This is a genomic window from Thermomonas paludicola, assembly GCF_024498955.1.
GTDB lineage: Bacteria > Pseudomonadota > Gammaproteobacteria > Xanthomonadales > Xanthomonadaceae > Thermomonas > Thermomonas paludicola.
This window is the reverse complement of sequence record NZ_CP093311.1, coordinates 417,807-431,122: the sequence shown is the minus strand read 5'-3', so window position 1 is coordinate 431,122 and position 13,316 is coordinate 417,807. Positions and strand designations below refer to the sequence as shown.

General features: G+C 65.8%; 14 protein-coding genes. 7 read left to right on the top strand and 7 right to left on the bottom strand.

The features are described 5' to 3' along the window. Positions 1-51: 51 nt before the first annotated feature. Positions 52-1,413 carry a serine hydrolase domain-containing protein gene (locus LIW09_RS01970; RefSeq protein ID WP_256646307.1) on the top strand — a complete coding sequence of 454 codons (1,362 nt, stop codon included), beginning with the start codon at positions 52-54 and terminating at the stop codon, positions 1,411-1,413. 123 nt (positions 1,414-1,536) lie between these two features. Here LIW09_RS01970 and LIW09_RS01965 read toward each other — a convergent pair whose 3' ends face one another. Further along, positions 1,537-1,995: a histone H1-like repetitive region-containing protein gene (locus LIW09_RS01965; protein WP_256646306.1), complete on the bottom strand. Its 459-nt coding sequence runs from the start codon at positions 1,993-1,995 to the stop codon at positions 1,537-1,539. Between the two features lie 117 nt (positions 1,996-2,112). Between LIW09_RS01965 and LIW09_RS01960 the strand changes: the two genes are divergently transcribed. Further along, complete coding sequence (locus LIW09_RS01960) at positions 2,113-2,355, top strand: hypothetical protein (RefSeq protein WP_256646305.1); 243 nt, start codon at positions 2,113-2,115, stop codon at positions 2,353-2,355. A gap of 428 nt (positions 2,356-2,783) precedes the next feature. Here the strand turns inward: LIW09_RS01960 and gcvH are convergent, their stop codons facing one another. The 4 genes from gcvH to LIW09_RS01940 all read right to left on the bottom strand — a co-directional run bounded on the left by gcvH (position 2,784) and on the right by LIW09_RS01940 (position 5,807). Further along, positions 2,784-3,179, bottom strand: a complete 396-nt coding sequence (gcvH, locus tag LIW09_RS01955; RefSeq protein WP_256646304.1) for a glycine cleavage system protein GcvH — start codon at positions 3,177-3,179, stop codon at positions 2,784-2,786. Between the two features lie 67 nt (positions 3,180-3,246). Beyond that, a complete protein-coding gene (gcvT, locus tag LIW09_RS01950; RefSeq protein WP_256646303.1) occupies positions 3,247-4,347 on the bottom strand; it encodes a glycine cleavage system aminomethyltransferase GcvT in 1,101 nt (366 codons plus the stop codon). Positions 4,348-4,430: 83 nt separating this feature from the next. Further along, entirely contained in the window at positions 4,431-4,862 is a 432-nt protein-coding gene (locus LIW09_RS01945) for an NfeD family protein (protein WP_256646302.1), read from the bottom strand. A gap of 3 nt (positions 4,863-4,865) precedes the next feature. Beyond that, positions 4,866-5,807 carry an SPFH domain-containing protein gene (locus LIW09_RS01940; protein ID WP_256646301.1) on the bottom strand — a complete coding sequence of 314 codons (942 nt, stop codon included), beginning with the start codon at positions 5,805-5,807 and terminating at the stop codon, positions 4,866-4,868. A 130-nt stretch (positions 5,808-5,937) separates the two neighbouring features. Between LIW09_RS01940 and LIW09_RS01935 the strand changes: the two genes are divergently transcribed. The 4 genes from LIW09_RS01935 to dusB all read left to right on the top strand — a co-directional run bounded on the left by LIW09_RS01935 (position 5,938) and on the right by dusB (position 10,432). Beyond that, positions 5,938-7,077, top strand: coding sequence for a GGDEF domain-containing protein (locus LIW09_RS01935; protein WP_256646300.1), 1,140 nt, complete (start codon positions 5,938-5,940; stop codon positions 7,075-7,077). 82 nt (positions 7,078-7,159) lie between these two features. After that, positions 7,160-8,437, top strand: a complete 1,278-nt coding sequence (locus LIW09_RS01930; RefSeq protein WP_256646299.1) for a nucleoside permease — start codon at positions 7,160-7,162, stop codon at positions 8,435-8,437. Next, positions 8,434-9,387 (top strand): ribokinase, encoded by a 954-nt coding sequence (locus tag LIW09_RS01925; RefSeq protein WP_256646298.1) that lies wholly within the window; start codon positions 8,434-8,436, stop codon positions 9,385-9,387. Before LIW09_RS01930 ends, LIW09_RS01925 begins: the two co-directional genes overlap by 4 nt. A gap of 46 nt (positions 9,388-9,433) precedes the next feature. Continuing rightward, on the top strand, positions 9,434-10,432 hold the full coding sequence (dusB, locus tag LIW09_RS01920) for a tRNA dihydrouridine synthase DusB (RefSeq protein WP_256646297.1): 999 nt from the start codon (positions 9,434-9,436) through the stop codon (positions 10,430-10,432). Here the strand turns inward: dusB and LIW09_RS01915 are convergent. Continuing rightward, a complete protein-coding gene (locus tag LIW09_RS01915) occupies positions 10,378-11,442 on the bottom strand; it encodes a metal-dependent hydrolase (RefSeq protein WP_256646296.1) in 1,065 nt (354 codons plus the stop codon). The two genes, dusB and LIW09_RS01915, sit on opposite strands and share 55 nt — an antisense overlap. 153 nt (positions 11,443-11,595) lie before the next feature. Between LIW09_RS01915 and metK the strand changes: the two genes are divergently transcribed. Continuing rightward, complete coding sequence (gene metK / locus LIW09_RS01910) at positions 11,596-12,807, top strand: methionine adenosyltransferase (protein ID WP_256646295.1); 1,212 nt, start codon at positions 11,596-11,598, stop codon at positions 12,805-12,807. An 84-nt stretch (positions 12,808-12,891) separates the two neighbouring features. Here the strand turns inward: metK and LIW09_RS01905 are convergent, their stop codons facing one another. Then, positions 12,892-13,248, bottom strand: a complete 357-nt coding sequence (locus LIW09_RS01905) for a hypothetical protein (RefSeq protein WP_256646294.1) — start codon at positions 13,246-13,248, stop codon at positions 12,892-12,894. Positions 13,249-13,316 lie beyond the last annotated feature (68 nt).

Here is a 13,316-nt window from a genome sequence, read left to right as displayed (position 1 = left end):
ACAGGCGCTAGAATCAGCCCGTCGTTGCAGCATACGCAGGGAGAAAGACCGATGAAAGAGCGCAACCCACGGTTCTCCTGGCGCACGGGATTGGTGGCAGCGCTGTTGCCTTTGGCCATGGGCTCCACCGCGCAGGATGCCGTGCCGCTGCGTGGCGAGATCAGTCGCCCACAGCCCGCTGCCTCGTTGCCGCAGCCACTGCCAGCCGCAGGCGTCGCCGGTACCGCCAGCGCAGTGCCCGCCTCGGCGCTGGACGTTGCACGCTTCGAGGCGATTGCCTCGGCACTGGTGGCCAATGGCCGCATCCCCGGCCTGGCGATGGCCATCGTCAAGAACGGCAAGATCCTCAGCGCACGCGGCTATGGCATCACCGACGTGAATCAACCGCAGCCGGTCGATGCACATACGGTTTTCCGCCTTGCATCGCTCTCCAAGTCGTTTGCCGCCACCATGACCGGCATCCTGGTCAACGACGGCGTCCTGCGCTGGGACAGCCACCTGACCGACTATGTCCCCTCGTTCCAGTTGGCCACCCCGGACGCGACCAGCCAGGTCACCGTGGCGGACATCCTCAGCCATCGCACCGGACTGACCCGCAATGCGTTCGATCGCGACCTGGAAGGCGATGTCGATTACCACAGCCTGACCCAACGCATGGCCAACGCGCCAATGGCGTGTGCGCCGGGGCAGTGCTATGCCTACCAGAACGTGGCGTTCAGCCTGATCGGCGACATCGTGTTCGCCACCACCGGCAAGTTCTACAGCGAAAGCGTGGCCAGCCGCATCTTCAAGCCGTTGGGCATGCACGATGCCAGTTACGGGCTGGAAGGCATCGAGGCCAGCGCCAGCTGGGCAAAGCCGCATGTCCGTGGCCGTGGCGGCTGGGTGTCGCTGATGCCCAAGCCGAACTACTACCGCGTCGCCCCTGCGGCCGGCGTCAATGCCAGCATCAGCGACATGGCGCAGTGGCTGATCGCCCACAGCGGGCATCGCCCCGACGTGCTGCCGGCGCCGCTGCTGGCCACGCTGCACGCACCGCTGATCGACACTCCAAGTGAAATTCGCGGCTCGTCCTGGCGTCGCGGTCGCTTGACCTCGGCCAGCTATGCGCTGGGTTGGCGCGACTACAACTACGCCGGCCACAACGTGATCTTCCACGGCGGCGCCGTGCAGGGCTATCGCGGCATGATGGCACTGCTGCCCGAGCAGGACATGGGCGTGGTTATCCTGTGGAACAGCGAGAGCCCGCTTCCCAGCGGACTGATGCCCACCATTCTGGATGCCGCGCTGGGACTGCCCGATGGCAAGTGGCTGGACGATGACACCGTGGATGGGTCCGAAGACCTGCTGTATGCCGATCGCGCAACGCCTGCTGGCACCAACGCGTCGCGCGCCAAGGCATCACCCCCCTGAGTCACGCTGGCGCGCTTCCGCGCCAATCGCAGCGCAAAAGAAACCCCTCCCGCCTGGGCAACGGGAAGGGTCTGCAGAATGAAACTGCGCCGAGCCGGGATTCTCCCGGCCCGGTCGCGGGTCTTACATGGTGGCTGTGGGTGCCGGCATCGGCGGCATCACTGCCGGCTTCGCCTTCTTCGGGGCAGCTTTCTTGGGGGCAGCCTTCTTCGGAGCAGCCTTCTTCGGAGCAGCCTTCTTCGCGGCTGGCTTCTTGGCAGCAGCCTTCTTCGGCGCGGCCTTCTTGGCAGCCGGCTTCTTGGCAACAGCCTTCTTCGGGGCGGCTTTCTTGGCAGCCGGCTTCTTGGCAACGGCCTTCTTGGCAACGACCTTCTTGGCGACCGGCTTCTTGGCAACGGCCTTCTTCACGGCCTTCTTGGCAGCCGGCTTCTTGGCAACGGCCTTCTTGGCGACCGGCTTCTTGGCAACGGCCTTCTTCGCCGCGGGCTTCTTCGCCGCGGCCTTCTTCACGGCTTTCTTGGCAACTTTCTTCGCCGCCGGCTTCTTGGCAGCGACCTTCTTTGCAGCTTTTTTCACGGCCATGGTATGGCTCCTCGTCAATGGGTAAATCGGTAAAGCCCAGTTGCGAAAGACACCGCGGGTATCGGACCCGCGATCGACCGCCGGCGCGCCAGGCGCGCTGGAACGGATACTGTGCCGATGCGCGCAATCTGCATCGCATCGACCTGGAACATTCCCCGTCCATTAAAAAACCTGCGGCGGGGTGCGCTGCAGGTCTTGAACATGGACGTTGCCGAAACCAGCGGCACACGATTGCGCAAGGGACAGGCTGCCTGCATCCACCGTTCGCCGAAGCAGGTGGAATGTCTTGCCGCGCCGCCGGATTGCAAGTTGTGCGTGCTCACCATCTTCCGCAGGAAACGTCTGCTGGGCGAAACCTAATCACGCTTTTTTCAAGTGTCAACAATCTTTCGCGAAGTCGTTCAACGCAGCGTTGCAAACGGCAACATCGATCGCCTGCATATCAGGGCGGGCCTGCGCACCATGAGCACGCGCACGCGCGCAGCGTGCGCGAACACGATCCATTGATCGCCAGGCAGGGCGCGGCTTCCAGCCATCACGTCGAATTCCTGCATCATGCTTCCTTGCCCGCGGATGCATCGACGTGCAGCGTGGATGCCGTGCGCAGGCGCGCCCTCACCGGGTGGCGACCGGCGCATCGATTTCGCGTCGCACCAACCGGTTTGCGCGAACTTTGCGCGAACTTTTCCGCGGCCGCTGCCTCGTTTCGCATCCGCCCGGATGCCGCAAACGAAAAAACCCGCAGCGTTTCCGCTGCGGGTTCCGGTTGCACGATGGCGTGCGTGCGATCAGTGCTCTTCGCTGTCCAACAACTCGGCGTACTCGTCCGGGCCAAGCAGCTCGTTGAGTTGCTCGGCGTCATCCAGCTCGATCACGAACAACCAACCGTCGCCATAGGCATCTTCATTGATGGTTTCAGGCTTGTCGGCCAATGCCGCATTGACCTCGACCACCGTGCCGCTGATCGGCGCATAGACGTCGGAAGCCGCCTTTACCGACTCCACCACCGCGCAGGCATTGCCGGCTTCGACCCGGTCGCCCACGTTCGGCAGCTCCACGTACACCAGGTCGCCAAGCAGGCCCTGGGCATGATCGGAAATGCCGATGGTGGCCTTGCCGCCGCCTTCGGCACGAACCCACTCATGGGATTTGAGGAATTTGAGATCGCCGGGGATTTCGCTCATCGAAGGGCTCCTGTTGCGCAGTGCGTGGGGGGTGTGGGGGAAGTCTAGCGAAGCGCCGGGGGAAAGGTCAGATGCCCGGTTGAATGACGTTGTCGCGCACGAAGGGGAACTTCACCACCCGCACCGGCACTTCGCGGCCGCGGATGTCGACGCGGACAGCGCCGGGCTCGCCGGCCGGCACGCGTGCAAAGGCGATCGCCTTGCCGATGGTCGGCGAAAACGTGCCCGACAGGATCTCGCCATCGCCATTGGCGGTCAGCACTTTCTGGCCATGGCGCAGCACGCCTTTCTCGTCCATGACCAGGCCAATCATCTGGCGCGCGTTGCCGGCAGCCTGCTGCGCTTCCAGTGCGCCGCGCCCGATGAAGTCGCGACCGGCATCCAGCACCACCGTCCACGCCAGCGCCGCTTCGAACGGCGTGACGGTTTCGTCCATGTCCTGGCCGTACAGGTTCATGCCGGCCTCCAGGCGCAGGGTGTCGCGCGCGCCCAGGCCCGCCGGCTTGACGCCCGCTGCCAGCAGCGCATTCCAGAACGCCACGGTCTGCGCCTCCGGCACGATCACCTCGAAACCGTCTTCGCCGGTGTAGCCGGTGCGGGCGACGAACACGTCAACGCCATCTTCGGTCTTTGCGGTGCGGGCGGCGAAACGCGCCAACTTCGCCACCGGCGCGCGGTCTTCTTCGCGCAGCAGGCCGATCACCTTGTCGCGCGCGCTTGGACCTTGCACCGCCACCATGCCGAACTCGGGGCGCTCGCGCACATCGACGTCGAACGCCTTGGCCTGCGCCGAGATCCAGGCCAGGTCTTTTTCGCGCGTGCCGGCATTCACCACCAACCGGAACCAGGATTCATCCATGAAATAGACGATGAGGTCGTCGACCACGCCGCCCTGCTGATTGAGCATCGCGGTATAGAGCGCCTTGCCCGACTTCTGCAGCTTGTCGATCGAATTGGCGACCAGGTGGCGCAGGAACTCGCGCGTGCGCGCACCGGTCAGATCCACCACGGTCATGTGGCTGACATCGAACATGCCTGCGTCGCGTCGCACCTGATGGTGTTCGTCGATCTGCGATCCGTAGTGGATCGGCATGTCCCAGCCGCCGAAATCGACCATCTTGGCGCCGAGCGCGCGATGGGTCTCGTTGAGGATGGTCTTTTGCGTCATGGGGAGAATCTGCCTGCGTGGGGACAGGCATTATCCCAGAACGCACGCACCCTACGCGCCGGTATGCGACAAGCGGCCCGGGATCAGGCCGCTTCCACCTGCAGGGTCATGGCGTCGCCGCCGATGATCCGCACCGGCGTGCCCGCCGGCAGTTCCGGCCCGGCGACATCCCAATAGGCATCGGCGATCTGCACCCGCCCGCGCCCTTCCACGATGCCGCGCTCCAGAGGCACCACGCGCCCGATCAGGGCGGCAGTGCGCCGGTTCAACGCAGGCTGGTCGCTGATCGGCTCGCGGTTGCGGAACCAGCGCCGGTAGATCTGGATCGACACGAAGCTGAGCACCACGAAGGCTGCCACCTGCGCCAACAGCGGGATGCCGGGAATCAGGAACACAGCCAGCAGCACGGCCACTGCGGCAAACCCGAGCCACAGCATGAAGGCGCCGGGTGCCATCGCCTCGGCGGCAAACAGCAGCAGTGCGAATGCCGCCCACGCGAATATGTCCCAACGCATCACTCAGCGCTCCTGGGAAACCGGTTTGGCCGCCGCTTTCTGCCCCATGGCTTCCCGCGCCAATTCCGCGATGCCGCCCAGCGAACCGATCACGCCGGCCGATTCCATCGGCATCATCACGAACTTCTGGTTCGGCGCTTCGGCCAACGCCTTGAACGCTTCGATGTATTTCTGCGCGACGAAGTAATTGATCGCCTGCACGCTGCCGCTGGCGATCGCGTCGGACACCACCTGGGTTGCCTTGGCCTCGGCCTCGGCCAACCGCTCGCGCGCTTCGGCGGAGCGGAACGCGGCTTCCTTGCTGCCCTCGGCCTCCAGGATCACCGACTGCTTTTCGCCCTCTGCCTTGAGGATGGCCGCCTGCCGGAAACCCTCGGCTTCGAGGATGTTCGCGCGCTTTTCGCGCTCGGCCTTCATCTGCCGTGCCATCGAATCCACCAGGTCGCGCGGCGGCGCGATGTCTTTCAATTCGATGCGGTTGACCTTGATGCCCCACGGGTGCGTGGCTTGATCCACCGCGACCAGCACCTTGGCGTTGATCTCGTCGCGCTTGGACAGCGACTCGTCAAGATCCATCGAACCGATGGCGGTACGGATGTTGGTCATCACCAGATTGAGAATCGCGATTTCCAGCTGCGCCACCTCATAGGCGGCCTTGGCTGCATCCAGCACCTGGAAAAACACGATGCCGTCGACCTTGACCACCGCATTGTCCTTGGTGATCACGTCCTGGCTGGGAACCTCCAGCACCTGCTCCATCATGTTGATCTTGCGACCCACGCCGTAAACCACCGGCATCAGGAAGTGCAGGCCCGGGCTGAGGGTCTGGGTATAGCGCCCGAAGCGCTCCACCGTCCATTCATACCCCTGCGGCACCATCCGCACGGTTTTTGACAACAGGATGATGCCGGCCAGCAGCAGGATCAGCGCAAGTGCAGGTGCCATGGAACCTTCTCCCCGAAGTTGTGCCGCGAGTATAGGCCCGGCGGCGGCAGGCACGCAGAGGCCCGGCACCGGGCACATCGGGCAGGATTCCCTGCCGCGCTATGCTGAAGGCCTCACTGGGGGAGTGCGCGTGGGAATCATCGGGCCCGACTTGCGGGAGTTCTGGCAGCAGCTGCGCGCGCCACCGGACGCGCTGATGCTGGAGCTGGGCGCTGGCGGCGAGCTGCTGGTGGCGAAGCTGCGCGCCGGCCTGTCGCTGGGCCTGTTGCTGCTGCCGCTGATCAACCTGGCCACCGGCGAGTTCACGCCCAATGAGGGCGTTGCCGGCATGCTGGGGGTGATTGCCGCCATTGCGCTGTCGCAGGCCTGGCTGGGCCTGGCCCGCAAGCCGCGCCACTACCGCTGGCTGCCATGGGCCACCGCCAGTTACGACGTGAGCCTGATCACCCTGGTGCTGGTCCTGCTGGCCACCGATTCCCCCGCGGCGGCCATCAACAGCATGGTGGTGTGGGCGCTGTACCTGCTTGCCATCGTCATGACCGCGCTGCGCAACGATGGCCGGCTGACGCTCTACACCGGCGCCATGGCGATGCTGCAATACGCCGCATTGGCACTGGCGATCTTCCTGCTGGCCAACGCCCCCGAACAACTTGCCTCTGCGGACTACGGCAGCGCGCGCGTGTCGAACGTGCTGCAACGCTTGTTCTTGCTGGTCATCGCCACCTTGATCACGGCCGCGGTTGTCTATCGCATGCAGCGCCTGGTGGAGCTGTCGGGCAGTGACGGCCTTACCGGATTGCCGAACCGCACCTTGCTGGTGCACCGCTTCCCCGGCCTGGCCGAGGACGCGCGCGAAAACGGCAGCTCGCTCACGCTGTGCCTGATCGATCTCGATTACTTCCATCGCATCAACGACGAGGTGGGCCATCAGGCGGGCGATCGCGCCCTGCGCCACGCGGTCGGGGTGCTGCGCGGCGGGATGGAGGAAGGCGACTGGCTGGTGCGCCTGGGCGGCGAGGAGTTCGTGCTGGTGATGCCGCTGCCCACCGGGCGCGCCTGGGAGCGCATGGAAACCATTCGCCGCAGCATGAGCACGCAACCGTTTGCCCCGGAGGTGGGCGATGACCCGATGCGGATGACCTTCAGCGCCGGCATCGCCAGCTGGCCGCAGGACGGAACCGATCTGTCGCAGCTCCTGCGCCGGGCCGATCTGCGCCTGCGCCAAGCCAAGCTGGAAGGCCGCAACCGCGTGGTGGCACGAGAAACGTGAGCCTCCCCGCTTGCCGGCGATGGCGGCGCTGACTACCCTGCCCCAAGCAGGCGCACCGTACCGCCTCGCATGGGGAGCCTACGTGAGCCTGAAGCTGCGCCTGACCGTGATGAATTTCCTCCAGTTCTTCATCTGGGGGGCGTGGCTGATCACCGTGGGCGCGTACTGGTTCCAGAACCGGCAATGGTCGGGGACCAGCTTCGGCGCGATCTTCTCGACGATGGGCATCTCTGCGTTGTTCATGCCCTCGCTGATGGGCATCGTGGCCGACCGGTGGATCAACGCCGAGCGCCTTTACGGCGCGCTGCACATCCTTGGCGGCGTGTTCCTTTGCCTGCTCCCTGGCGCCGCCAACCCGGAACAGTTCTTCTGGCTGATCCTGGCCACCATGCTGTGCTACATGCCGACGATCTCGCTGGCGATCGCGGTGGCCTACAACGCGCTCAAGCAACAGGGCTTCGACGTCGTGCGCGACTACCCGCCCATCCGCGTCTGGGGCACCGTGGGCTTCATCGCCGCGACATGGACCACGAGTTGGCTCGGGTTCGAGTCCTCGCCAGGCCAATTCTACGTGGCGGCCGCCGGCTCCTTCCTGCTCGGGCTGTACGGGTTCAGCCTTCCCGCCGCGCCGCCGCGCCTGGGGCGCGACGAAAGCCGCTCGCTGGTGGACGCACTCGGCCTCACGTCGTTCCGCCTGTTCCGCAATCGCAACATGGCGATCTTCTTCGTCTTCGCGATGCTGCTGGGCGCCGCGCTGCAGCTCACCAATGCCTACGGCGTGACGTTCCTCAAGGACTTCGAGAGCCTGCCGCAATTCAAGGACACCTTCGGCGTGCGCCACTCGGCGGTGATCATCTCCATCTCCCAGATCAGCGAAACGCTGTTCATCCTCACCATTCCGTTCTTCCTCAAGCGCTTCGGCATCAAGACGGTGATGACGATCAGCATGCTGGCCTGGTTCCTGCGTTTTGGCCTGTTTGCCTACGGCAACCCCGGCCCGGGCCTGTGGATGATCGTGATGAGCTGCATCGTGTACGGCATGGCGTTCGACTTCTTCAACATCTCCGGCTCGCTGTTCGTGGAACAGCAGAGCGATCCGCGCATCCGCGCATCCGCGCAAGGCTTGTTCATGCTGATGACCAATGGCATCGGCGCGGTGCTGGGAAGTTCGATCAGTGGCTGGATGATCGACGCATATTTCACGGGTGCCGATGGCACCAAGGACTGGCACGGCATCTGGATCGCGTTTGCGCTGTATTCGCTGGCGATGGCATTGCTGTTCGTGCCCTTGTTCAAACATCGCCACGATCCGCACAAGGTCATTCCCGCGCACGGCGCCGCCGACGTGGGCAACCCATGAGCACGGCCCGCGTCTTCGTCGCCGGCTCGTTCAACGTCGATCACGTCTGGCGCGTGGCGACCTTGCCGGTGGCCGGCGCCACGCTGGGCGGCGACTATGCGTTCGGGCCCGGCGGCAAGGGGTTCAACCAGGCCATTGCCGCGCGGCGCGCGGGCGCGGACACCCGCTTCGTGTGCGCGCTGGGCGATGACCCCGCCGCGCAGCTGGCGCGCACGCTATGCGCGAACGATGGCATCGACCTGCAGGCCACCATCGCCCAAGTGCCGACCGGCACCGCCGGCATCTACGTCGATGCCGCGGGTCGCAACTGCATCGTGATCGGCAGTGGTGCCAACGCGGCACTGCAGGCGGACGCCGTCGCGAGATCGCTGCAAGGCATTGGCACCGGCGACGTGGTGTTGGCGCAGCTGGAATCGCCGCTGGACACGGTGGCGCAGGCACTGCAGACGGGGCGTGCAGCCGGCGCGATCGCCATGCTCAACCCGGCGCCGGCCAATGCCGCCATCGACCGCGCGATGCTGGGCCGCGTGGACATCCTCACGCCCAACGAAACCGAATTCTCCGCACTGCTGGTGCGTCACGTGGGCGAACGCATCGATGCCGACCTGGTCTCCGGCATCGACCAGCAGCGTTTGCACGCGCTGTGCCGTGAACTGGTTCCGGACGGCACGGTCATCATCACGCTGGGCTCCAGTGGCTGCTTCGTCTCGCATGCCGACGCCACCCTGCGCGGCGACACCCAGGCTTGCTATCGCATTTCGGCGGAATCCGCGCAGGTGGTGGACACCACCGGCGCCGGCGATGCCTTCAACGGCGCCCTGGCGGCATCGCTGGCGCAGCTGCCAGACGCTGCCTTCATCGAGCATGTGCGCTTCGCAAACCGTTATGCGGCGCACTCCACCGAGCAGGCCGGCGCGGCGCTGGCCATGCCTTACCTGGCAGCCCTCTGAGCCAGCGCGTGGGCGGCTGGGCCGGGGCCGGTTCTACACTATCGCGATGCAGATCGGCCCCCACCCCATCGAACCGAAGGTGATCCTCGCGCCCATGGCGGGCGTGACCGACAAACCCTTCCGGTTGCTGTGCAAGCGGCTTGGCGCGGGCCTTGCAGTGTCGGAGATGACCACCTCCGACCCGCGTTTCTGGACCACGGCCAAGTCGCTGCATCGGATGGATCACATGGGCGAGCCGGAACCGGTAAGCGTGCAGATTGCCGGCACCGTGCCGGAGATCATGGCCGAGGCCGCGCGCTTCAACGTGGCGCATGGCGCGCAGATCATCGACATCAACATGGGCTGCCCGGCCAAGAAGGTATGCAATGCCTGGGCAGGCAGCGCGCTGATGCGCGAACCGGCGCTGGTGGCGCGCATCGTCAGCGCCGTGGTGAAAGCAGCGGACGTGCCGGTCACGCTGAAGATCCGCACCGGCTGGGATGCCCACCACAAGAACGCGCCGGAGATCGCGCGCATCGCCGAAGACGCCGGCATCGCGGCACTCACGGTTCACGGCCGCACCCGCGACCAGCAGTACACCGGCAACGCGGAGTACGACACCATCGCCCGGATCAAGGCGCAACTGTCGATCCCGGTCATCGCCAACGGCGACATCGACTCCCCGCACAAGGCGGCGCGGGTACTGGCTCACACCGGCGCAGATGCGGTGATGATCGGGCGTGCGGCACAGGGCCGGCCGTGGCTGCCCGGCCACATCGCGCACTACCTCGCCACCGGCGAGCTGCTGCCAGAGCCGGCGCTGGCCGAGGTGCGCGACATCTTGCTGGGTCACCTGCACGCGCTGCACGCGTTCTACGGCGAGCAATCCGGCGTGCGCATCGCGCGCAAGCACCTGGGCTGGTATGCCAAGGATCGGCCGGAGAACGGGGCCTTCCGCGCCGTGGTCAACCGCGCGCAGACGGCAGACGAGCAGCTGCGCCTGACCCGCGATTATTTCGATGCGCTGGTCGCGGGCGTCGTGCCGGAGCTGCCGGAAGTGGCTTGATCGCCCGTCGGCTGACGCCAGATGCGCCACCACAGCGACACCAGTTGGCGCCTCGCCTGCCAAGCGAAGCGCATCTGCTGCGGCGGCGACAGCGCCCGCCACCGTCCGTCATCGCGCCGCGCGACCGCGAAATTGAAGGTGTAGTCCGGCTCCAGGCCCATGCGCAGGTCGCTGAGCACCAGCACGCCGTCGCGCACCTGCGCCTTCATGAAGCCGTGGTTGAACCAAACCAGTCGCCGCACCACGGGCAGGCCACCTGCCTCGTGCAGCGCCTGGACGTCGGTACGATAGGCAACGAAGCGCATCAGCCCGTGATCCGCGACCAGCGACCGCTCGCCCACGACGAAGCCGCCGGGCGTCATCGCGGTGACCTGCCACAGCAGCGTGTTGAACGGCATCGGCACCGAGAAGCGCGGCGCATCGGCCAAGCCCATGCGCGCCAATGTGCGGTCGGCCTCGCGCTCGATCGCGAACTTCGCCGCCAGCGACCAGCCCAGATAGCCGACCCCGAGCGCGATGCCTGCAGCCAGCGCGCGTCCGCCCCAGCGCCGCGTGCCGGCGAGCATCGCCAGCAGGAACGCCAGCAACCACGGCAGGGTGAACAGCGGATCGACGATGAACAGGCTGCTCCACATGATCGGCCGCAGCGGCAGCGGCCATAGCAGCTGGGTACCGTACACGGTGAAGCAGTCCAGCAACGGATGCGCCATCAGGCAAATGAAGATCGCCCACCACCAGCGCTGCGGCGACTGCGCCACGCGCCCGCCGCGCCCCTTGAAGAACCCCCAGATCGCCCACGCCACCCATGGCAGCACCAGCCACGAGTGCGTGGCGGCGCGATGGCAGGTCATCCGCAGCACCGGGTCGTCGCTGAGCAGCAGCGGCAACACGTCGAGATCGGGCAACGTGTTCAACGCCATGCCGGCCAGCAGGGCGGCGCGGCGATGCTGCCTGGGCGCGATGGCGGCGGCGATGACGCCGCCATAAAACAGGTGCGTGAGCGAATCCATGCCGCGATGCTAACCGCAGCCGCGCTGCTTAACGTCCACCGAATGCAGGAGTCGCGGCAATGGGTGCAAGATGCACATCCCGTCATTGCGCTGTATCATGCACACCCATCTTTTCATCCGAATGCAAGGATGAATCACTACTTAGGAGCCGCGATGTCCAGCTACCTGTTCACCTCCGAATCGGTCTCCGAAGGCCATCCGGACAAGATCGCCGACCAGATTTCCGATGCCGTGCTGGACGCGATCCTGGCCCAGGACAAGCACGCCCGCGTGGCCTGCGAGACGCTGGTGAAGACCGGCGCCGCCATCGTCGCCGGCGAAGTCACCACCAGCGCGTGGGTGGACATCGAGGCGCTGGCGCGCAAGGTCATCAACGACATCGGCTACGACAACTCCGACGTCGGCTTCGACGGCCACACCTGCGCCATCATCAACATGCTCGGCAAGCAGTCGCCCGACATCAACCAGGGCGTGGATCGCCGCAAGCCGGAAGACCAGGGCGCGGGCGACCAGGGCCTGATGTTCGGCTACGCCTGCAACGAAGCGCCCGAGTTCATGCCGGCCCCGCTGTACTACAGCCATCGGCTGGTGGAGCAGCAGGCCAAGGTGCGCAAGAGCGGCAAGCTGAAGTGGCTGCGCCCGGACGCCAAATCGCAGGTCACCCTGCGCTACGACGGCAACACCGTGCTTGGCCTCGACGCGGTGGTGCTGTCCACCCAGCACGATGCCGACATCAAGCAGAAGGACCTGGTCGAGGCCGTGCGCACGCACATCCTCGCGCCGGTGCTGCCGAAGAAGTGGCTGGAGTCGCTGCCGAAGAACAAGGTGCACATCAACCCGACCGGCAAGTTCGTGATCGGCGGGCCGGTGGGCGACTGCGGCCTGACCGGGCGCAAGATCATCGTCGACACCTACGGCGGCATGGCCCGCCACGGCGGCGGCGCATTCTCCGGCAAGGACCCGTCGAAGGTCGACCGCAGCGCCGCCTACGCCGCGCGCTACGTGGCCAAGAACATCGTCGCCGCCGGCCTGGCCGACAAGTGCGAAGTGCAGGTGTCCTACGCCATCGGCGTGGCCCAGCCGACCTCGATCTCGGTCACCACCTTCGGCACCGGCAAGGTCGGCGACGACGTGATCGAGAAGCTGATCCGCGCCCACTTCGACCTGCGCCCGTACGCGATCACCCGCATGCTGGACCTGGAGCACCCGATCTACCAGCCCACCGCCAGCTACGGCCACTTCGGCCGCAAGCCGAAGGAAATCGGCTACACCGACGGCGACGGCAGGAAGCAGAAAGCCACCGCCTTCAGCTGGGAAAAGACCGACAAGGCCGACGCTCTGCGCAAGGCCGCCAAGATGAAGTAATCCGCCACACCCCGCAATGCCGAACGGCCCGCAGCAATGCGGGCCGTTCGGCATTGCGCGCCCGGCGGCAAACGGAGCGCCTGCTCAGCCTGTGCGGCGGCGACGTTTCGACGTTCTGCGCGCGGGAACATTTGCGTCGCGCAGCCCATCATTGAATTCCGCCCACGCCCCCGGATCAAGTACTCGCAACTCGTCATTCAGGGTGTGAAACAGCTCCCAGTCATCGTCGATGGCCGCCGCGCGGATGTTCTCGAAATGCGCCAGCACGGTTTCGGCATGAGCGCGTTCAAGCTCACCCACCTGCGTCAAGCCTGCACAGTCCGCAGATCCCATCAGGCTGTTCAACACCCGGCCGATGAGCGCGGACATCGCACCGAAGGTCCCGACGGCCAACAGCACGGCCAGAAGAAAAATGCCCCCCGCAATCAACATGTCCAGCATTTTTCCTTGCCCCACGACGGCCTGCCCCAGCCAGCATGGAACGACTGCGTCTCACGGCTTGCGACGCC